At 72.8% G+C, this 18894-nt stretch carries 18 protein-coding genes and 1 pseudogene; 9 read left to right on the forward strand and 10 right to left on the reverse strand.

What is annotated here, in order from left to right; genetic code table 11:
* Nucleotides 1-80 precede the first annotated feature (80 nt).
* Nucleotides 81-1151, reverse strand: a complete 1071-nt coding sequence (gene tsaD, locus G3I54_RS21340) for a tRNA (adenosine(37)-N6)-threonylcarbamoyltransferase complex transferase subunit TsaD (RefSeq protein ID WP_164616470.1) — start codon at nucleotides 1149-1151, stop codon at nucleotides 81-83.
* 269 nt (nucleotides 1152-1420) lie between these two features.
* Here tsaD and G3I54_RS21345 point away from each other — a divergent pair, with 269 nt between their 5' ends.
* Nucleotides 1421-2098, forward strand: a complete 678-nt coding sequence (locus tag G3I54_RS21345) for a lysophospholipid acyltransferase family protein (RefSeq protein ID WP_164616471.1) — start codon at nucleotides 1421-1423, stop codon at nucleotides 2096-2098.
* A 66-nt stretch (nucleotides 2099-2164) separates the two neighbouring features.
* Here G3I54_RS21345 and G3I54_RS21350 read toward each other — a convergent pair whose 3' ends face one another.
* Nucleotides 2165-2749 carry a DinB family protein gene (locus G3I54_RS21350; RefSeq protein ID WP_164616472.1) on the reverse strand — a complete coding sequence of 195 codons (585 nt, stop codon included), beginning with the start codon at nucleotides 2747-2749 and terminating at the stop codon, nucleotides 2165-2167.
* A 263-nt stretch (nucleotides 2750-3012) separates the two neighbouring features.
* On the opposite strand from G3I54_RS21350, the gene G3I54_RS21355 reads away from it, so the two are divergent.
* Nucleotides 3013-3810: a VOC family protein gene (locus G3I54_RS21355; protein WP_164616473.1), complete on the forward strand. Its 798-nt coding sequence runs from the start codon at nucleotides 3013-3015 to the stop codon at nucleotides 3808-3810.
* 4 nt (nucleotides 3811-3814) lie between these two features.
* On the opposite strand, the gene G3I54_RS21360 is transcribed toward G3I54_RS21355, so the two are convergent.
* From G3I54_RS21360 to G3I54_RS21380, 5 genes are all read right to left on the reverse strand, one after another.
* The gene (locus G3I54_RS21360; RefSeq protein WP_164616474.1) at nucleotides 3815-4675 is read right to left on the reverse strand and encodes an endo alpha-1,4 polygalactosaminidase; all 861 of its coding nucleotides are present in this window, start codon (nucleotides 4673-4675) and stop codon (nucleotides 3815-3817) included.
* Nucleotides 4676-4729: 54 nt separating this feature from the next.
* A complete protein-coding gene (locus G3I54_RS21365) occupies nucleotides 4730-6070 on the reverse strand; it encodes a HAMP domain-containing sensor histidine kinase (protein ID WP_164616475.1) in 1341 nt (446 codons plus the stop codon).
* Nucleotides 6070-6744, reverse strand: a complete 675-nt coding sequence (locus tag G3I54_RS21370) for a response regulator transcription factor (protein ID WP_164616587.1) — start codon at nucleotides 6742-6744, stop codon at nucleotides 6070-6072. The genes G3I54_RS21365 and G3I54_RS21370 overlap by 1 nt, the downstream gene beginning before the upstream one ends.
* Before the next feature lie 81 nt (nucleotides 6745-6825).
* Nucleotides 6826-7896 carry a methyltransferase gene (locus G3I54_RS21375; RefSeq protein WP_164616476.1) on the reverse strand — a complete coding sequence of 357 codons (1071 nt, stop codon included), beginning with the start codon at nucleotides 7894-7896 and terminating at the stop codon, nucleotides 6826-6828.
* A 123-nt stretch (nucleotides 7897-8019) separates the two neighbouring features.
* Entirely contained in the window at nucleotides 8020-8952 is a 933-nt protein-coding gene (locus tag G3I54_RS21380) for a LysR family transcriptional regulator ArgP (protein ID WP_164616477.1), read from the reverse strand.
* A gap of 67 nt (nucleotides 8953-9019) precedes the next feature.
* Here G3I54_RS21380 and G3I54_RS21385 point away from each other — a divergent pair, with 67 nt between their 5' ends.
* Complete coding sequence (locus G3I54_RS21385; RefSeq protein WP_164616478.1) at nucleotides 9020-9631, forward strand: LysE family transporter; 612 nt, start codon at nucleotides 9020-9022, stop codon at nucleotides 9629-9631.
* 56 nt (nucleotides 9632-9687) lie between these two features.
* On the opposite strand, the gene G3I54_RS21390 is transcribed toward G3I54_RS21385, so the two are convergent.
* A complete protein-coding gene (locus G3I54_RS21390; protein ID WP_164616479.1) occupies nucleotides 9688-10326 on the reverse strand; it encodes a ScbR family autoregulator-binding transcription factor in 639 nt (212 codons plus the stop codon).
* 156 nt (nucleotides 10327-10482) lie between these two features.
* Between G3I54_RS21390 and G3I54_RS21395 the strand changes: the two genes are divergently transcribed.
* From G3I54_RS21395 to G3I54_RS21410, 4 genes are all read left to right on the forward strand, one after another.
* On the forward strand, nucleotides 10483-11427 hold the full coding sequence (locus tag G3I54_RS21395; RefSeq protein WP_164616480.1) for a ScbA/BarX family gamma-butyrolactone biosynthesis protein: 945 nt from the start codon (nucleotides 10483-10485) through the stop codon (nucleotides 11425-11427).
* A 12-nt stretch (nucleotides 11428-11439) separates the two neighbouring features.
* Nucleotides 11440-12285: an NAD(P)H-binding protein gene (locus G3I54_RS21400; RefSeq protein ID WP_164616481.1), complete on the forward strand. Its 846-nt coding sequence runs from the start codon at nucleotides 11440-11442 to the stop codon at nucleotides 12283-12285.
* A gap of 331 nt (nucleotides 12286-12616) precedes the next feature.
* Complete coding sequence (locus G3I54_RS21405; protein WP_164616482.1) at nucleotides 12617-13333, forward strand: ScbR family autoregulator-binding transcription factor; 717 nt, start codon at nucleotides 12617-12619, stop codon at nucleotides 13331-13333.
* Between the two features lie 83 nt (nucleotides 13334-13416).
* Nucleotides 13417-14160 carry a class I SAM-dependent methyltransferase gene (locus tag G3I54_RS21410; RefSeq protein WP_164616483.1) on the forward strand — a complete coding sequence of 248 codons (744 nt, stop codon included), beginning with the start codon at nucleotides 13417-13419 and terminating at the stop codon, nucleotides 14158-14160.
* On the opposite strand, the gene G3I54_RS21415 is transcribed toward G3I54_RS21410, so the two are convergent.
* On the reverse strand, nucleotides 14123-15052 hold the full coding sequence (locus tag G3I54_RS21415; protein WP_164616484.1) for a helix-turn-helix transcriptional regulator: 930 nt from the start codon (nucleotides 15050-15052) through the stop codon (nucleotides 14123-14125). The two genes, G3I54_RS21410 and G3I54_RS21415, sit on opposite strands and share 38 nt — an antisense overlap.
* A 162-nt stretch (nucleotides 15053-15214) precedes the next feature.
* Here G3I54_RS21415 and G3I54_RS21420 point away from each other — a divergent pair, with 162 nt between their 5' ends.
* Together G3I54_RS21420 and G3I54_RS21425 are read left to right on the forward strand one after the other, a co-directional pair.
* Nucleotides 15215-16255 carry an NAD(P)-dependent alcohol dehydrogenase gene (locus tag G3I54_RS21420; protein ID WP_164616485.1) on the forward strand — a complete coding sequence of 347 codons (1041 nt, stop codon included), beginning with the start codon at nucleotides 15215-15217 and terminating at the stop codon, nucleotides 16253-16255.
* Between the two features lie 372 nt (nucleotides 16256-16627).
* Nucleotides 16628-18730: an FUSC family protein gene (locus G3I54_RS21425; RefSeq protein ID WP_164616486.1), complete on the forward strand. Its 2103-nt coding sequence runs from the start codon at nucleotides 16628-16630 to the stop codon at nucleotides 18728-18730.
* A gap of 42 nt (nucleotides 18731-18772) precedes the next feature.
* On the opposite strand, the pseudogene G3I54_RS21430 reads toward G3I54_RS21425, so the two are convergent.
* Nucleotides 18773-18892 (reverse strand): annotated as a pseudogene (locus tag G3I54_RS21430) (FAD-linked oxidase C-terminal domain-containing protein); the annotation flags it as partial.
* Between the last annotated feature and the right edge of the window lie 2 nt (nucleotides 18893-18894).

The raw sequence follows: 18894 nt of genomic DNA on the forward strand, positions 1-18894 counted from the left end.
CTCCGGTGCGACGCCTGGGAGAGCCCCGGTTCCGGACGCCCCCCGGCATCCGGAACCGGAAGAACCCGGGGGGCCGGGCCTCAGGCGGCCCGGCCCGCGCTCCGCGCCACCGGATACAGCGCCGCGTACTCCAGCGGCGCCGAAGGATCGATCGACACATCCATCGGAGCCGGCTCTGCCCCGGCCCGCACCAGCAGATCGCCGACCGCCGCGATCATCGCGCCGTTGTCCGTGCACAGCTTCAGCGGCGGCACCCGCAACGCGATCCCGGCCGCCCGGCACCGCCGCTCGGCCAGCTCCCGCACCCGTGAGTTGGCGGCCACCCCGCCGACCACCACCAGCGTCCCCACCCCGTGATCACGGCACGCCGCCACGGCCTTACGCGTCAGCACATCGGCCACCGCCTCCTGGAGCGACGCGGAACCGTCCGCCAACGGCAGCTCCCGGCCCGCGATCCGCTGCTGCTCGGCCCACCGGGCGGCCGCCGTCTTGAGACCCGAGAAGGAGAAGGCGTACGGGGCGTCCTTCGCGCCGGTCATCGGACGCGGGAACGGCACCGCACGCCGATCGCCCTCCCGCGCCGCCCGATCGATGGCCGGACCACCCGGATAGGGAAGCCCGAACACCCGGGCCACCTTGTCGAAGCACTCCCCGGCGGCGTCGTCCACGGTGTCCCCGAGATGAACGATCGGATCGCGGGCCAGATCCCGGACGAGCAGCAGCGAGGTGTGGCCGCCGGAGACGATCAGCACCACGCACGGATCGGGCAGCGGCCCGTGCTCCAGGGTGTCGGCGGCGACATGGCCCGCCAGATGATGCACCCCGTACAGCGGGACGCCGAGCGCGTACGCCAGCCCCTTCGCCCCGGCGAGCCCCACCTGGAGCGCCCCGGAGAGCCCCGGGCCGGTGGTCACGGCGACCGCGCCGATGTCCGCCATGCGCAGCCCGGCGCTCTCCAGCGCCTGCCGGACCACCGGGCCGAAGGCGTGCACATGGGCCCGCGCCGCGATCTCGGGCACCACCCCGCCGAAGCGGGCGTGCTCGTCCATGCTGGACGCGAGCGCGAGACCGAGCAGCCGTCCGTCGCGCACCAGCCCCGCGCCGGTCTCGTCGCACGACGATTCGATCCCGAGCACCACGGGAGAGCCCATAGGAGCCTCCTTGCCATGAATAAGTAACTGCGAATTATGTGCAACAAGGTAGTCCACGGTACGTGACCGGCTCACCGCCCGGGGAGCTGGTGCCCGGGCGGCGAGCCGGTTCAGGGGTGATCGCCCCAGGGAGCCTGAGTACCCGCACTCAGGCCTCGCGCCCCGGCCGCCGCGACGATGAGGGCGTGGCGGGCGAAGCCGGGACGGGCGCACCCCGACCGCTCCGCCGTCCACCAGGACGGCCACGCCCGCCGGACCCCGGGAGAACCGTGCTCAGCCGAATCGCCGCCGCCGTCGTCCCTTCGCTCGGACGCCTCACGGTCACCTCCGACCACGCCACGGCCCCGGCCGCCGGCAGCATCATCGTCGCCAACCACACCTCCCTGGCCGACCCGGGCATCGTCCTCGCCGCACTCCTGTGTCTCGGCGTCGAACCCGTCGTCATGGCCACCGCGGGCCTGTGGCGGATCCCGGTCCTCGGCCGCCTCCTGGAGGGCGGCGGCCATGTGCCCGTGCACCGGAACACCCACCGGGCGGCGGGCGCCCTCGACGCTGCGGCCGTCGCGCTCAGGGACGGCCGCCACCTGCTCATCTACGGCGAAGGACGGCTGCCCTGCCGCACGGACGCGGCGGAGGCCCCGCCGGAGAGCTTCCGCAGCGGTCTCGCCCGCCTCGCGCACGTGTCAGGGGCGCCCGTCGTGCCGCTCGGCCAGGCGGGCGCCCGCCGGGTGACCTCGGGCTCGTGCCTCAAGCAGATCTCCGGGCTCCTCACCGCCCCGGCCCGCCGCCCCCGGCTCCACGTCCACGTCGGCGCCCCGCTGCACCTCCCGCCGGAGGTCGGCGCGGCGACCGCCACGGCCCGCGAAGCCGTCACCGCAGCCTGGCGCACCGCCGCGCACCACCTCGGCGAACCCGCCGCGCTCACCGGACGCCGAACGGGCGAGTGACCCGGGGAGGCTACGAACGGGAGCGGCCCGGAGAGGACTACGGACGGGCGAGTGACCCGCAGAGGACTACTTCGCCTCCCGCGCCGCCCGCTCCAGGCGCTGCCGGTACTCCTCCCACCAGGCGCGGTCGCCCGGCGGCATGTTGTCGGTGCCGGACCGCAGCCCGACCGTCCCGTCGACGAGCTCCCGGACGATGTCCGCGTGCCCGGCATGCCGCTGGAGGTCGGAGATCACATGGACCAGGATCTGGTGGAGCGTCACCCGGCTCCGCTCGTCGGGCCACCACCGCACCTGCCCGACCGCGTCGAGGGGCAGCTCGGCGATCGTGGCGTCCGCGTGCTCCGCCACCCGGCGGTAGAGGTCGAGGATGTCCTCCCGCGACTCGTCGGGCGTCGCCCACATGTCCTGGTTCGCCTCGGCGTCGTCCTCGTAGGCGGGCGGCGCCTCGCCGAACGGCCGCCCGAACGTCTCGCCGAAATAGCCCAGCTCCACCCCGGCGGCATGCTTGACCAGCCCGAGGAGATTCGTGCCGGTCGGCGTCAGGGGGCGGCGGACGTCGTACTCGGAGAGCCCTTCGAGCTTCCACAACAGGGTGTCGCGCGCGAACTGCAGATAGTGCTGGAGGTCAGCCTTCGGCTGCGAAGCGTTCATGCGGAAAGTCTGTCACCGGGCACTGACAGTCAGGGCCCCTTTCCCGGGACGTAGCCGGAGAGGGCACGCCACACCCGTCCTGGGACGCGGCCCGGGTGGCGGCGGCGTCCCCGGCGGCGTAGGTATGGAGGCGGGCTGCTCCGGAGGACGTGCGACGCCACGGAGCGCTCCGGCCTGCGAACGGCCGGAGCCAACGGGCCCACCCGCCGGACCGGCGTCGGCGGCGCGGCGGCTCACGACCGGTGACGAGGAGACGGATCCCGATGACCGAGGCAGAGCAGAGCACCCCTGTGCACGGGATTCCGTGCTGGGTCAGCCTCCTGACCCGGGACCTGCGGGCCGCCCAGGACTTCTACGGAACCGTTCTGGGGTGGACCTTCCGCTCCGGCACCCTCGGCGAGGGCTTCGCCGTCGCCCACGTCGACGCCCTGCCCGTCGCCGGGATCGGACAGATCGCGCCCGGTCTGCCGACAGCCGTCTCCTGGACCCCGTACTTCGCCGTCGCGGACGTCGACACCGCCGCGGCCCGGGTCCGTGAACGGGGCGGCACCATCGCCGTCGGCCCGATCCGGCTGGGCCCCGGCCGGGGAGCCGTGGCCGCCGACCGCGAAGGAGCCGGATTCGGCTTCTGGGAGGGCCGGACCCCGCCCTGGTCGTTCGGCCGCGACAACATGCCGGCCTCCCTCGAACTGCGCACCAGCCACGCCTTCGACTGCGCGATCTTCTACGCCGGGGTGTTCGGCTGGGCCTCGGAGGAACCCGGCGGCTGCGAGGTCGGCTACGCCTACCAGCAGGACGCGGTCGTCGTACGGCAGGGCGGCCGCACCGTGGCCACCCTGCGCGGCGGCGGGGACGCGTCGGACCCCGATCCCCGGCTGCGCCCCCGCTGGCACGTCCGCTTCCAGGTCGCGGACCTGGAAGCGGTCGCCGAGGCAGCACGCGCGGCGGGCGGAACGGCCGGGCCGCCGGTGGACTCGCCCGCCGACGGAACCGAAGTGGTCATCTGCGACCCCGACGGCGGCATCTTCACGGTCTGCGCCCACCCGCCGGACACCCCTTAGGGCTTCAGCAGGTGCGGAACACATACCCCGGCTGCCCGGCCGGCCGGACGTCGAGATCCCGGCGCACCACCGACACCTCCGCCCCCACGGACGAACACGCCTTCGTGAAATCGCCGTCGGTGTACTCGACGACGAACACCTTGTCGTCGTACGCGGAGGCGTAGTCGGCGCACTCGTCGTACCTGCCGCACTCCTCGGCGACGGCGAAATCGAACCCGATCGTGTCCCGCTGTTCCAGCAGATCAGTGGTGTTCTTCTGGCCGATCGCCAGCCCGGCGGTGTGCGCCCGATCGGCCAGGAGCTTCGCGAACGCCGCGTTGTCCGCCCGGGTCAGCAGACCGTCGGAGCGCTCGAAGGAGTCCAGGTTGTCCGGCTCCACCGCCTGGAAGCCGGATTCCGCACAGCCGTCGATCCAGTCCCCGACGATCTCCGCCAGCCGGGCGCGCTTGCCCGCGGTGGAGGTGTCGAGCAGCACCTCGTCCCAGGCCTCGTCGCTGACCAACTCGCCGTCGCCGTCGCGCAGCAGCAGATCGGGGTCGTCCTTCTGCCACTGGTCCAGCGCGTCGGGCTGGGTCTGGAAGGCGTTGACGTAACAGACGTTGTACAGGCCCTCGGCCGGCCGGTCGCCGCGGTCCCGCGATACGGCCCCGACCCCGGCGGGCGGGGTGTACGCGCCGCCGATCTGGTAGTCGAAGGTCACATTCGCCCGGGGCGGTACGACCTCGGGCGCGGCCTCGCCTGTCGACCCCGAGGCGAAGGCGTGGGACAGGAGCAGCCCCGCTCCCGTCGCGACCACGACCCCGCAGGCCAGACCGGCGAGCGTGCTACGTCGGCGGAAGAACGGAGGAACGGCGTGCTGGGGCATACGGGACTCCCGTGGATGGGCTTCGGAACCTGCACCCGCATCATGGACGACCGATCATGAGCGAATCGTGAGCGTCCGCCCCGTGCCACGTCGGCGCTCGCGCCGCGACCCGGCCGGGGCGAGCCGCAGGACGAACTCCGCGCCGCCGCCGGGGCGGTCCCGGACGGTGAGTGTTCCCCGGTGCGCCTCCGCGATCCGCCGTACCAGCGAGAGGCCGATGCCCGTGCTCCCGCCCGGCGAACTGAACCGCTCCATCAGCTCCGGCAGCCGGGCCGGATCCACGCCCGGACCCCGGTCGGCGACCCACACCTCCGGCCCGCGCACGGTCACCAGCAGATCGGCCCGGTCCGCCGGCGCACCGGGCGCCCTGCCGTGCCGTACGGCGTTGTCCAGCAGGTTGCGCACGGCGACCCGCACCAGGGCCGCGTCGGCTTCCGTCACCGACTCCGTCAGCCGAAGCTCCGGACGGCGACCGCCGTCCGGCAGCTCCGCGCACACCTCCTCGACGAGTTGGTCCAGCCGCAGCGGCTCCGCCCGTACGACGTCCACGTCGGCCTCCAGCCGCCCCCGGGTCAGCAGGTTCTCCACGACGTCGGCCATCCGGTCCGCCGCCCGCCGGATCCGGGGCAGATGCGCCGCCGGCCCGTCCGGAGAGCTCGCGGCCACCTCCACCGATCCGCGCATCACCGCGACCGGGGTCCGCAACTCGTGCGCCGCGTCGGCCAGCAGCCGTTCCTGCTGCTCCAGCGTCTGCCAGGCCGGCCGCATGCTCCGCCCGGAGAGCACATGCCCGGTCAGCGCGGCCAGCGCCGTCAGCGCGCCGGCCCCGACGAAGAGGGAGAGGACCAGACTGCGGTGCTCGGCCGCGCCGTGCTCCGGATCGCCGACCGCGACGGCCGCGCCCGCCACCTCGTCGGTGGCGTCGTGGTAGAAGGGCACGGCCAGCAGATGCACGGGCTCTCCCGCACGGTCGCGCGCCTCGGCCCGTACCGGCTCCTCCTCGTCCATCGCCGATCGGGTCACCTCCCGGACCGCCCCGGCCGGTACGGCGAACTGCTCGGTGCGGCCCCGGAACACGGTCACCGGATCACCGCCGGGCCGCCTTTCTAGCACCAGGATCTGCGGAGTGCCCGAGGTCGCCTCGTCGTCCTCGAGGCCGTCCAGCTGGATCCGGTCGTCCTCGTAGTAGACGAGAGAGGCCGCGACGGACGCCCGGCGGCGCATCTCGTCGTACTCGGCGTCCTGCCGCGCCCGGTCGTCGGTACGGATCACCAGCCAGGACAGAGAGGCCAGCCCGACCACGGTGATCAGGGTGTACGCGGCGGTCAGCCGCAGCTGCAGCCGGTGCAGCCGCCTCCGGGCGGGGGAGCGGCGCGGCCGTACGGGCTTCGCCATCAGGAGGGCCCCGGCTCCGCCGACAGCAGGAACCCCTGACCGCGCACGGTGTGCACGAGGGCGGGGGAGCCGAGCTTGCGCCGCAGGCCCGCGACGACGGCGTCCACCACATTGGACACCGGGTCGGCCATCTCGTCCCAGCAGTGCTCCAGCAGCCCGGTACGGGTGACGACGGCGTCCCGGTGGACGAGGAGCTGCTGGAGCACGGCGTACTCCTTCGGGCTCAGCGACAGCAGCACGCCGCCGCGCCGCACCTCGTACCGCGCCACGTCCATGACCACGTCCGCGCAGCTCAGGTAGGAGGGCAGCCGGGCCGCCGCCCGTCGGCTCAGGCCCCGGACCCGCAGCACCAGCTCGCGCATCGCGAACGGCTTGGCCAGATAGTCGTCCGCCCCGCTCTCCAGCCCCCGCAACCGCTCGGGCAGCGAGTCCAGGGCGGTGAGGCACAGCACGGGCACCGACCAGCCGGCCCGCCGTCCGGCCTCCAGCGGGGCGAGGGTGTCGCCGGAGGGCACCATTCGGTCCAGCACCACACAGTCGTACGCGGTGACATGCAGCAGCACGTCCGCCTCCGGCCAGTCCGCCGCGCAGTCCACGGCGAAGCCCCCGTCCCGCAGCCCGGACGCGATCACCTCCCGCAGGTCGTCGTCGTCCTCCACCAGCAGCACACGCATGGGGAGGACGCCTCCGATGTCGTTCCAGGGGGAGAGACCCGCCATCCTAAGGCGTCCCGCGCGCCCGCCCCGAGGCGGCCGTCAGACCGGTGAGGCCTCGATGATCCGGAAGATGTCGGGCGCGGGCAACGGCGTCACGCTCCGGAGGGCGAAACCGCCCGCCGTGCACAGGGCGGCGAAGTCCTCCTCGGTCCGCTCCCGGCCGCCGACATTGACGAGCATGTTGAGATCGCCGAGGTAGACGCCCCCCGCCGGGTCCGGCGGCACGGTGGCGGGCAGCACCGGCTCGACGATCAGCAGCGCACCGTGGTCGGGGACGACGGACCGGATGTGCCGCAGGATGGCCGCGCACCTCTCGTCGTCCCAGTCGTGGATGATGCTCTTGAGCAGATAGAGGTCGCCGCCGGCCGGGGCCGAGGCGAAGAAGTCACCGGTCTCCAGGGCGACGCGCCCGGTCACACCCTCCTCGGCCAGCCGACGCGGAGCCTGCGCGAGCCCCTCGGCCGTGTCGAACAGGATGCCCCGCAGCTTCGCGTGCTCGCGCAGGACCGAGGCCAGCAGGGTGCCGTCGCCGCCGCCGATGTCCACGAGCGTGTGGAAGCGCCCGAAGTCGTAGTGGTGCGGCACGTTCGAGGCGGTCAGCCGGGTGCCCTGGCTCATCGCCTCGTTGAACGCGGCGGACAGCTCGGGCTGTTCCTTGAGATGGCCGAAGAAGTCCGTCCCGAACACCGTGTCGAACGTGGTCTCTCCCGTACGGACGCTCTCGTCGAGCAGGTCCCAGCCCCGCAGCATGACCGGATCGGTGAACATCCGGGCCATGGCGACCATCGTGCCGGGCGTGTCGGCGCGCAGGACGTCGCCCGCCGCCGTGGTCCGGAAGACGCCCGGCTCCGTCTCGGACAGTAACCGGAGTCCGGCGAGCGCGCGCAGCAGACGCAGCGTCGCCTGCGGATGGGTGCCGAGAGAACCGGCGAGCGCGTCGCCGCTCAGCTCACCCGGTCCGATCCGGTCGAACACCCCCAACCGCACCGCCGTACCGAGAGCTTGGGTGGCCATCTGGCCGAGTACGAGCCGGGACACCGTGCCCCGTGCCTGCCAATCCGGCGTCGGCTCCTGGCCGTTGACCGATCCCGAGTCCTGACTGTCCGTCATTCTTCACTCCTGTCTGGTTGATTAGGTAAACCTAACCTCGCCCGGAGGGGGCTGCAATCACCCGTAGACAGGGGGTGGGGAGTGACGTGGCGATGGGCCGGTGGCGGCCGACGGGGGATCAGGTCAGTCCGGCCGGCCGCCGTCGAGTGCCTCGGCGGCCTCTGCCGCCACCGCCTCGGCCACGGCCGCCAGGGCCGGTGAGTCCAGCTTCCACTGCTGCCAGTACAGCGGGACGACGACGGTCCGGTCCGGGGTGTCGTCCGGGGCGAGCCGCACCAGTCGGCCGTCGCCCAGCAAGGGCTCCGCCTGGACCTCGGGCACCATGCCCCAGCCCATGCCCGCCGCCACGGCGTTCACGAACCCCTCCGAGGTGGGCACCAGATGACGCCGGGCGCTCGCCCGCGACCCGAGGCCGAGCCGGCGCACGAAGGCGTCCTGAAGATCGTCGCGCCGGTCGAAGCCGATCACCGGGGCGTCACCGATCAGCTCGCGCAACGCCGTGCCCGCCCGCCGCGCCAGCCACCGGTCGGCGAAACCGGGACTGGCCACCGGCAGATAGCGCATCCGGCCCAGCCTGCGCACCGAACAGCCCGTCACCGCCTCGGGGGACGAGGTCACCGCCGCCATCACCAGCCCCTCCCGCAGCAGGGCCGCCGTATGGTCCTGGTCCTCCCGGCGCAGCTCGTAGCAGAGGTCCAGCTCCTCCGGCACACGCCGCAGGGCGGGCAGGAACCAGGTCGCCAGGGAATCGGAGTTCACCGCGATCGACAGGGGCGTCGGCCCGTCCGGCCCGGACATCCCGAGCGCCGTCCGCGCGTCACGCTCCAGCCGGGCCAGCTGGCGGGCGAAGCGCACCACCACCTCACCCGACTCGGTGGGCCGCACCGGCTTCGTGCGCATCAGCAGGACCCGGCCCGTGCGCTGCTCCAGCGCCTTCACGCGCTGGCTGACCGCCGACGGCGTCAGTTGCAGGACGCCCGCCGCCGCGTCGAAGGTGCCTTCGTCGACCACGGCCAGCAGCGTCCGTACCTGGTCGAGAGGAAGCTCGGACATCATGGCAGCTAATGATACGTAAGAATCCTTAGCTGGACATCACATTGTCCCGCTTTGTAGCGTCGGCCGCATGATGAACGCCCTGACCACCGCGGCCGCCGGATTCGGCACCGGCCTGTCCCTCATCGTCGCCATCGGCGCCCAGAACGCCCTGGTGCTGCGCCAGGGCGTCCGCCGTGACGGTGTGCTCGCGGTGGTCGGGATCTGCGCGCTGTCCGACGCGGTGCTCATCGCGCTGGGGGTCGCCGGGGTCGGCGCGGTCGTCGTGGCCTGGCCGTCGGCGCTGACGGCGGTGGGGCTGCTCGGCGGCCTGTTCCTGATCGGCTACGGCCTGCTCGCCGCACGCCGCGTCCTGCGCCCGTCGGCCCTGCACGCCGCCGACGCGCCGGCCACCTCGCGCCGGGGCGTCGTGCTGACCTGCCTGGCGATGACCTGGCTCAATCCGCACGTGTACCTCGACACCGTGTTCCTGCTCGGGTCCGTCGCCGCCGACCGGGGGCCGTTGCGCTGGACCTTCGGCCTCGGCGCGATCCTCGCCAGCCTCTGCTGGTTCGTCGCGCTCGGATACGGCGCCCGGATGCTGAGCGGGGTCCTCGCACGGCCCTCCGCCTGGCGGGTGCTGGACGCTCTGGTCGCCGTGATGATGATCGGCCTCGGCGCGAAACTGGCGCTGGACGCCTGAACGCCCGGCGCCAGTTCCGCGGCCGGACCTCGAAAGCCCGGAGCCCGCCCCCCGGTTCAGCCGACGGGGTCCAGAAGGCCGAGGCGCTCGGCGCGCTCCGGTGTCAGATCGAGGGCGGTGAGGATGGAGGGCGTGGCGATGCTGGGGAGTATGTGCTGCTGCAGCGTGATGTGGCGGCGCTGCAGGTCCTGGTAGTTGGTGAGAGTCTGGGAGACCGCCTGGGTTCCCGCGAAGGCGGCCACGTACAGGTCCGCCGTCTCGGTGGGGTTGACGTGGGGGAGCAGTTCGCCGTTGTGTTTGGCACTGGCGAGGAGGTGATGGGTGGCTTCCTGCCAGCGGAGAAAGGGGCCGCTGCGGTCGAGGCCTTGTGCCTGCTGGTCCATGGAGAGGCGGACGCCCGCCCGGGCGAGGAGGCTGGTCTGCAGACGATGGCTGAACAGCATGCCAAGGTCGATGAGTTCCTGGAGTTTGAGGGCCTGGTCCGGAACGGTCTGAGGCGGCTCCTGCGCATCGAGAACACCGAGCGCGAGATCTTCCTTGGACGGGAAATGGAAGTAGAGAGCGCCTTTGGTGACGCCGGAGCTTTTGAGTATTTCGGTGATCGTCGCGGCTTGGTAGCCGTATTTCTCGAAGGCCTGCGCCGCTGCCATCAGGATTGTCTGGCGGGTGCGGATCGCCCGGTCCTGCTTGGCCATCCTGTCTCCTTTGCTGGGCGAGGGCCCGGGAAACGGCTGGGACGATGTGGGGGGACGGCCCTGCCGGGGATAGAAAAAAAACCGCTTAGTCTGTATCTTATCAGCGCACGTGCATCGCAGGAACGGCTCGCCATCACATGACCCCTGGGGGGAGTTATGCCCGAAGCAGCAGTCTTGATCGATCCGGTGCCGGCTATGGATTCGGAGGCCGAGGTGGTGCATCCCGTGGGGATCGACATGGTGCACCGGACCAGGCCGGAGGACGCCTTTCCGCGTGACTGGGTGCGCCTGGCAAGCGATCGGTTCTCGGTCACGGCGGTCCTGCCGCACGATCATCCGTTCTTCGCCCCGGTGAGCGGCGACCGGCACGATCCGCTGCTGGTCGCGGAAGCGATGCGACAGGCGGCCATGCTCTCCTTCCACGCCGGGTACGGCGTCCCGGTGGGCTACCACTTCCTGATGGCGGACCTCGACTACGTGTGCCACCTGGACCACCTGGGCGTCGGCGGCGCCCCCACCGAGATCGACGTGGAGGTGTTCTGCTCCGACCTGAAGTGGCGGGGCGGACTGCCCGTACAGGGGCGCGTGGGCTGGGCGGTCCACCGCGACGGGGAGCTGGCCGCGACGGGGACGGGCGCGACCCGCTTCACGAACCCCAAGGTGTACCGGCGGATGCGCGGCGACACACCCCCCGAGGGGATATCGATACCGGAGGCGGCGCCGGTCTCCACCGCCCGCGCGGGCCGCACCAGAACCGAGGACGTGGTGCTCTCGGAGACCGGCCGGGACGGGGTGTGGGAACTGCGCGTGGACACCCGGCACCCGACCCTGTTCCAGCGCCCCAACGACCATGTCCCGGGCATGCTGCTGCTGGAGGCGGCCCGTCAGGCGGCCTGCCTGGCGGTGGGGCCCGGCGGAATCGTTCCGGCGGAGGCGCGCAGCCGGTTCCACCGGTACGCCGAGTTCGACAGCCCGTGCTCGATCGGGGCGGTGGTCGTGCCGGGGACGGCCGAGGATACGGTGACGGTCCAGGTGACAGGTCATCAGGGCGGCGAGCCGGTGTTCTCCACCGTCCTGTCCGGCCCGCGGGCCGACGGCTGAGAGGGTTTCCGAGTGATTCTCGTGACGGGTGCGACCGGGGCGGTGGGCCGCGAGGTCGCCGGACAGCTGGCGGCGGCAGGCCCCGTACGGATTCTCGCGCGCCGTCCCGAGCGGCTGACCGTACGAGGGGACGGGGTCGAGGTCGTCGAGGGGGAGTACGGGGACCGCTCCGCACTCGACCGGGCCCTGCGCGGCGTGAACTCGGTGTTCCTGGTGACGAAAAGCCCCACGGAGCCCCACGACGAGTGGGTCGCCGCGGCGGCGTCCGCGGCGGGCGTCCGCCACCTGGTCAAGCTGTCCATGATGGCGGTGGAGGAGCCGGGGGCCGACGACTTCATCACCCGGCGGCAGCGGGAGAACGAACAGGCCGTGCGGGAGTCCGGAGTGCCCTGGACGTTCGTCCGCCCCAGGACGTTCATGTCCAACACACTGTCCTGGGCGCCCGGCATCCGGTCGACCGGAGTGGTGCGCGCCCTGTACGGCGATACGCCGGTCGCGTGCGTCGACCCGCGCGACGTCGCGGCGGTGGCCGTCGCCGCTCTCACCGGTACGGGGCACGAGGGCAGGGCGTACGCCGTGTCGGGCCCGGAGGCGATCACCGCGCGGGAGCAGACGGCCGAACTCTCCCGGGTGCTGGAGCGGCCGTTGCGCTTCGAGGAGTTGAGTGTGGACGCCGCGCGCACGGCCCTGCTGGCGAAGTACCCGCGGCCCGTCGCGGAAGCCTTCCTGGAGAGCGCGGAGCGGCAGCGGGCCGGCGCGAAGGCGGCCGTGGTGCCCACCGTCGAGGAACTGACCGGGCGTCCGGCCAGGCCGTTCCGGGTCTGGTCGACCGACCACGCGGACGCGTTCTCGGCGTAATGCCGTCAATCCACGGGTGAGTAAGGCCCGTTCGCGGGAGAGTGCGACGCGTCGGCCGCCCGACAGACCTCCGATAAGTGCGACGATCCGCCCTTTTCTCTTTCCGGCCCGGTTTTGCGGACCCGCGGGGAAGAAGTGGCCGGAAGAGAAGAAGTGGCCGGAAGGGATCCCGGGGCCCCGCCGTATTCTTCCGTTCTCTGGAAATGAAACCGGTAAGTTGGTTTGATAACTCCATGAAGCCGTCCCACTGCCCCGGCGGGGAGTCCTCGACCGGCACCGCCCCCTTTTCCGGGCCTCTGTCCGGCCGCCGATTCTTCGAGCGGAGGCCCCGGTGACCAAGCAGGAGCGGGCCACCCGTACCCGCTGGTCGCTGATCCGCTCCGCCGCCGTCGTCTTCGAGCAGCACGGCTACGCGCAGGCGCGGCTGACGCTGATCAGCTCCGGCGCGGGCGTCAGCACGGGCGCGCTGCACTTCCACTTCGAGAACAAGGCCGCGGTCGCGGAAGCGGTGGTGGTGGAGGCGTCCCGAGGGCTGCGCGAGATGTCCAACACGATCCGGCGCAGGACGGACACCGCCCTGCAGGCGCTCGTCGACAGCTCGCACGCTCTCGCGGAACGGCTGCGCGAGGACCCGGTGAGCCGGGCCGGATTCCGGCTGAGCTGCGACGCCGAGAGAACCACCGCCCCGGACCTGAGGGTGGAGTGGCATCACCGCGTACGGGAACTGCTGGACGAGGCGGCCGCCGCCGGAACGCTCGCCGACGACGTCTCCCACGAGGACGCGGCGTCCGCCACGGTCGCCGCGACGGCCGGGTTCGAAGTGCTCGGCCGGCACGATTCCGTGTGGCTGTCCCCGTACATGCTCACCGGCTTCTGGCGGCTGCTGCTGCCCCGGCTCGCCGCCCCGCACACGCTGCCGCTCATGGATCCGGCCGGCACGGGTGCGGTGGCGTCGACCCGGATCCCCGCGCCCACGGCGTTCGCCGCCGATGCGGCGGAGGTGTCGTCGCAGGAGGCGGTGCCGACGGCCGTGGCAGAGGTCACCTGACCGGTCGTCCGACCCCGGCACCGACCGAACGCCCGCCGACCCGGCGAGAGTTGGCCCTCCCCCCACCCGGTACCTTCCGCCGCATGGCTGACGAGATGTTCGTGGATCCCCGACTGGCCGTTCTCTACGATCCGCTCGACCCCGACCGGGGCGACCTGGACCCGTACGTCCGCATCGCCGAGGAGTTCGCGGCACGGCGGGTGCTGGACATCGGCTGCGGTACAGGTGTCTTCGCCCTGCTGCTGGCGGATCGCGGGTTCGAGGTCGTCGCCGTCGACCCCGCTCGGGCCTCGGTCGACCTGGCGCGCGCGAAGCCGGGAGGCGACCGGGTCCGCTGGATCTGCGCTGACGCTTCGACCCTGCCGCCGTTGCGGGTCGACCTGGTCACCATGACGGCCAACGTGGCCCAGGAGATCACCGACCCGCGCGACTGGCGGGCCACCTTGCGCGGTGCCTACGAAGCGCTGCGACCGGGCGGGCACCTGGTCTTCGAGACGCGGGACCCGGCCCGGCGCGCCTGGGAGGCGTGGAACCGGGAGCGTTCGCACCGTGTCACCGAGATCGCGGGCGTCGGCCCCGTCGAAAGCTGGGTCGAGGTGACCGAGGCCGCCGGGCCGCTCGTGTCGTTCCGTTGGACCTACGTCCTCCCGGCCGAGGGGCAGGTCCTCACCTCCGACTCCACCCTGCGCTTCCGCGAGCGTCAGGAGGTCGAGGCGGACCTGACGGCCCAGGGATTCGTCGTCCGCGAGGTCCGTGACGCACCCGACCGGCCGGGCCGGGAGTTCGTCCTCATCGCTCGTCGTCCGGACCCCGACCCGCGCCGCTGATCACGTCCGCCCGGGCCGCGTCGGCGCCCCAGCTCGCCAGCAGGCGCAGGGCCTGCGCGGACTCTGAACCCGGCTCCGCGTGGTAGGTCACCAGCTGCTGGTCCTCGTCGTCCGGGAGGTTCAGCGTCTCGTACGACAGGGTCAGGTCGCCGACGAGCGGATGCCGGATCAGCTTGATGCCGTGGCCCTTCTCCTTGACGTTGTGCGTGGCCCACAGCCGCCGGAACTCCTCGCTCTTCAGCGAGAGGTCGCCCACCAGCGCCGACAGCTGCGGATCGTCGGGGTGGCAGCCCGCGTACAGCCGGAGATAGCTGACCATGTCCGAGGCCTTGGAGTCCCAGTTCAGGAACAGGTCCCGGTAGGCGGGGGAGAGGAACACCAGGCGGGCCCAGTTGCGCTCGGCCGGTGGCAGTGCGGCCCAGTCGCCGAACACCGCCGCCGCCATCGGATTCCAGGCGAGGATGTCGGAGCGCGCCCCGACCACGTACGCCGGAATGCCCTCCATGCTGTCGAGGAGATACAGCAGACCGGTCCGCACCCGCTGCACCTTGGCCGGGCGGCGCTTCTTCTTGTGCCGGGCCGGCCGGGCCAGATGGTTCAGATGCGCGTGCTCGGCGTCGGTGAGCCGCAGCGCGCGGGCGATCGCGTCGAGCACCTCGGCCGACACATTGCGCCCGTTGCCCTGCTCCAGGCGCGTGTAGTACGCCACGGACACCCCGGCCAGCTGCGCCAGCTCCTCCCGGCGCAGCCCGGGCACCCGGCGGTGCCGGCCGAACTCCGGCAGTCCCACGTCCTGCGGCTGGAGCTTGGCCCTCCGGGTGCGCAGGAACTCGCTGAGCTCGGCACGCCGGTCCAGCGGCTCGGGTGCGGCGGCCTCCGGCTGATCGTCCATGGGTTCCATTATTCCTGCGATTCGTGGTCGTAGGCGGCCGAGCCTGTCCCCGTCAGTAGTAGGACCACTGGTCGTAGGCGAAGCGGTGGACTGGGTAAACGTCGGACACGGCGTGAAGCTGGGACACGTTCCTACCGCATCACCCAGAGGAGAACCTCCGGCATGACCACCGTTGCCGCCTACGCCGCTCCCCGTGCCAAGGCCCCGCTGGAGCGCACCACGATCGAGCGTCGTCCGGTGGGCGAGTTCGACATCCTGATCGACATCAAGTTCGCCGGCATCTGCCACTCCGACATCCACCAGGCCCGCGACGGCTGGGGCGAGGGCATCTTCCCGATGGTGCCCGGCCACGAGATCGCCGGGATCGTCGCCGAGACCGGCTCCGGGGTCACCCGGTTCAAGGTCGGCGACCGCGTCGGCGTCGGCTGCATGGTCGACTCCTGCGGAAAGTGCGACGCCTGCCTGATGGGCCGCGAGCAGCACTGTGCCGAGGGCAACACCCAGACGTACAACGCTCTCGACCGCAGTGGCGAGCCCACCTACGGCGGCTACTCGACGCACATCGTCGTGACCGAGAAGTTCGCCGTCACCATCCCCGAGGGCATCGCCCTCGACGAGGCCGCGCCGCTCCTGTGCGCGGGCATCACCACGTACTCGCCGCTGAAGCGCTGGGGCGCCGGCCCCGGCAAGAAGGTCGCCGTCGTCGGCCTCGGCGGTCTCGGCCACATGGCCGTCAAGATCGCGCACGCGCTCGGCGCCGAGGTCACGGTCCTCTCCCAGTCCCTGCGGAAGAAGGACGACGGGCTCAAGCTGGGCGCCGACCACTACTACGCGACCAGCGACCCCCGGACCTTCGAGGAGCTGGCCGGCACCTTCGACGTCATCCTCTCCACGGTCTCGGCCCCGCTGGACTTCGGCGCCTACCTCGGCCTCCTGCGCACGGACGGCACCCTCGTCAACGTGGGCGCCCCCGAGGAGCCGATCTCGCTGAACCTCTTCTCCCTGATCATGGGCAACCGGTCGATCGCGGGCTCGGCGATCGGCGGTATCGCGGAGACCCAGGAGATGCTGGACTTCTGCGCCGTGCACGGGCTCGGCGCCGAGATCGAGGTGATCGGCGCGAACCAGGTCAACGAGGCGTACGAGCGGGTGCTCGCGAGCGACGTCCGCTACCGCTTCGTGATCGACACGGCGACCATCTGAGCGACCACGGCCCGCCCGGCGGCCCGCACCTCGCAGGCGTCCGCCCCGAGCACCTCACCGGTGCTCGGGGCGGACGCCTTTCCCGTACACCGCGAAGTGCCCGCCCGCCCGCCCGGCCGCACGGCCTGATCGCGCTGCCCTCGCCTGCGCCCGAGGTCGTCCCGCCATCGCGCGCGGGCGGCCCGGTCCCGGCCGACAATGGCCGAAGGCAGTCCGACGGGCGGCACCGGGGGCCGGTCCCGGGAGAGGAGCGCGCGGCATGAGCGCACAGCGGCTCCCGGCGCACGGGCCCCCGCAAAGACCCCCGCCCGCCACCGTCCGCGTGCCCCGCCGGGCGAGGTACGGGGCCCCGCCCGCGGAGGGGGTGCGCGGGTGATCGCCGGGCAGGAGCGGGCGACGATCACCCGCCGGTCCTTCCGGGTCGCGGGCGCGGCGAGCGTCGGCTTCTACCCGCTGCTGTACGGCGCCGGGCTCCCGGTCACAGCGTTGTACGCGCTCTTCGCGCCGATCGCCATGGGCCTCCTCTCGGCCGTCCCCGGCTCCGGCCGTCAGCGGGCGTCCGTCATGGTGCGGGCCCTGCCCCCGGCGCTGGTCCTGGCGACCCTGGGAACCCTGCTCGCGGTCGACACCTGGGCAGCCGTCGGCGGCATGCTCCTCGTCGGATTCCTGCTGGCGTTCGCGGCGGTGGCCGGCCCTCGCCCGGCCGGGGCTGCCCCGGGACTCCAGCTGTTCTACATCCTCGCCTGCTTCCCGCCGTACGCCCCCGACACGCTGGTGGAGCGGCTGTCGGGACTCACGGCCGGTGTGCTGCTCCTCGCCGCCTTCGAAGTGCTGCTGCCCGATCCGGCCGCGCCCTCCTACCGGGAACGGCTGGCCGACGCCCTCGACGAGGCGGCGCGCGGGGCCGCCCCCGGCGGCGTACCACCATCACGGCTGCGCGCCGCCGGAGCGAAGCTGCGACTGGTGGACGTACCACCGGCGGAACGTCCGGCCGGCGCCGGCCGGACGGACCGCGCGTTCGAACAGGCGGGCCGCTCGGTACGCAGACTCCTCGACCAGCTGGCCACCCTCGCCGAAGCCCCACCGGCGCCCGCCGATCCCGAGTCCGCCGCACTCCTGGACCGGGTCGCGGAGCTGTGCACCGCCTGCGCCCGCTTCCTGCGCACCGGCAGCCGCCCGCCGCCCGCCGGCGCGCTGGAGCAAGCGATGCGGGGCTTCCAGGCGGACCGGGTGCGGCTGGCCACCGGACCACCCGGCGAGCGGCCCCCCGTCGAGGTGCTGCGACGGCAGTCCCGGGTGCTGGCGCTCGCCGAATCGGCGCGGATGGTGGAGATCACCGTCGACATCGGCACGCACGGAGGACCCACCGAGCCGGCCGCCCCGCGCGAACTGTTCTGGTACGCCGAGCTGTCCACACCGAGGCTGTGGGCCCGGCGCGTCCTCGGCAACGTGACGTTCCGGTCGGTGCTGTTCCAGAACGCCGTACGGACCGCGCTCGGACTCGCCGCGGCCCGCGCGGTGGCCGGCTCCCTCGACCTGGCCCACGGGTTCTGGGTGCTCCTCGCCGTTCTGACCCTCGGACGTACGACCGCCGGTGCGACCTGGCAGGCGGTCCGCCGGGCGGTGGCGGGCAACGCGGCGGGCGCGCTGGTGGCCGGGGCGCTCGTGATCGGACTCGGCCGGCACACCGACGTGTACGCCGTCCTCCTCGCCCCCGTCATGCTGGCGGCCTTCGCCCTGGGGCCGCTGCTGGGCCTCGCGTACGCGCAGGCGCTGTTCACGCTGGTCGTCGCCACCGCGTTCGCCCAGATCGCCCCGGTCACCCTGCGGCTGCCGGAGGCGCGGATGATCGACGTCGTCACCGGCAGCGTGATCGGTCTGCTGTGCGGGCTGCTCGCCTGGCCGGCCGGGGCACGAAGAGAGGTCCGCCTGGCCATGGCCGGGCTGCTCAGAACGTGCGCCCCGCTGGTGCCGCTGACGGCACAGGCGCTGCTCGCGCCCTCGGGCGGCTCGCGCGCCGCGCCGGCGACCCTGCCGGGCGTCCACCGGCTGCGCCTCGCCGAGGCGGCGTACGCCCAGTACCGCGCCGAGGCCCCGACCGCCGGCGAAACAGACCGCGCCGACTGGCACGCCCTGCTCATCGCCGCCAACCACATGCTGCTCGGCGCACAGTGGCTGCCGCGCTTCGGTCTCCGCCCGGAGTACGGCGCGAGCGACGGGTCCGCCGTCCGGGCTCGAAGAACCGCGTCGGGCCTGGAGGCGGAGTCCGACCGGATCGCCGCCCTGCTCACCGAGGAGCGGCCGGGGCCCGCGCCGCGGACCGCACCCGATCGCGGTCCGGACCGCGAACCGCCGGCGCCCCTGTCCGTCGACCTGGAGGTGTGGATGACCAGCCTCGCCCACCAACTCACCCGCATCGAGTCCTCGCTGACGCCGGCACCCGGCACAGGCCCGCCGGACGCCCGCCCGACTTGACCGGCCGAGGGCCCCGCCACCACCCGCCGCATCGCCCCGCCGTCACCCCGCCGTGTCGAACAACACGCCCGGGTTGAGAATCCCGGCCGGGTCGAGAGCCTGCTTGGCGGCGCGCAGGGCGAGAGCGAACGGCTCCGGGCGCTGCCGGTCGTACCCGGGCCGGC

Origin of the sequence: Streptomyces sp. SID14515 (genome assembly GCF_010548505.1) — a bacterium.
GTDB lineage: Bacteria > Actinomycetota > Actinomycetes > Streptomycetales > Streptomycetaceae > Streptomyces > Streptomyces caviscabies.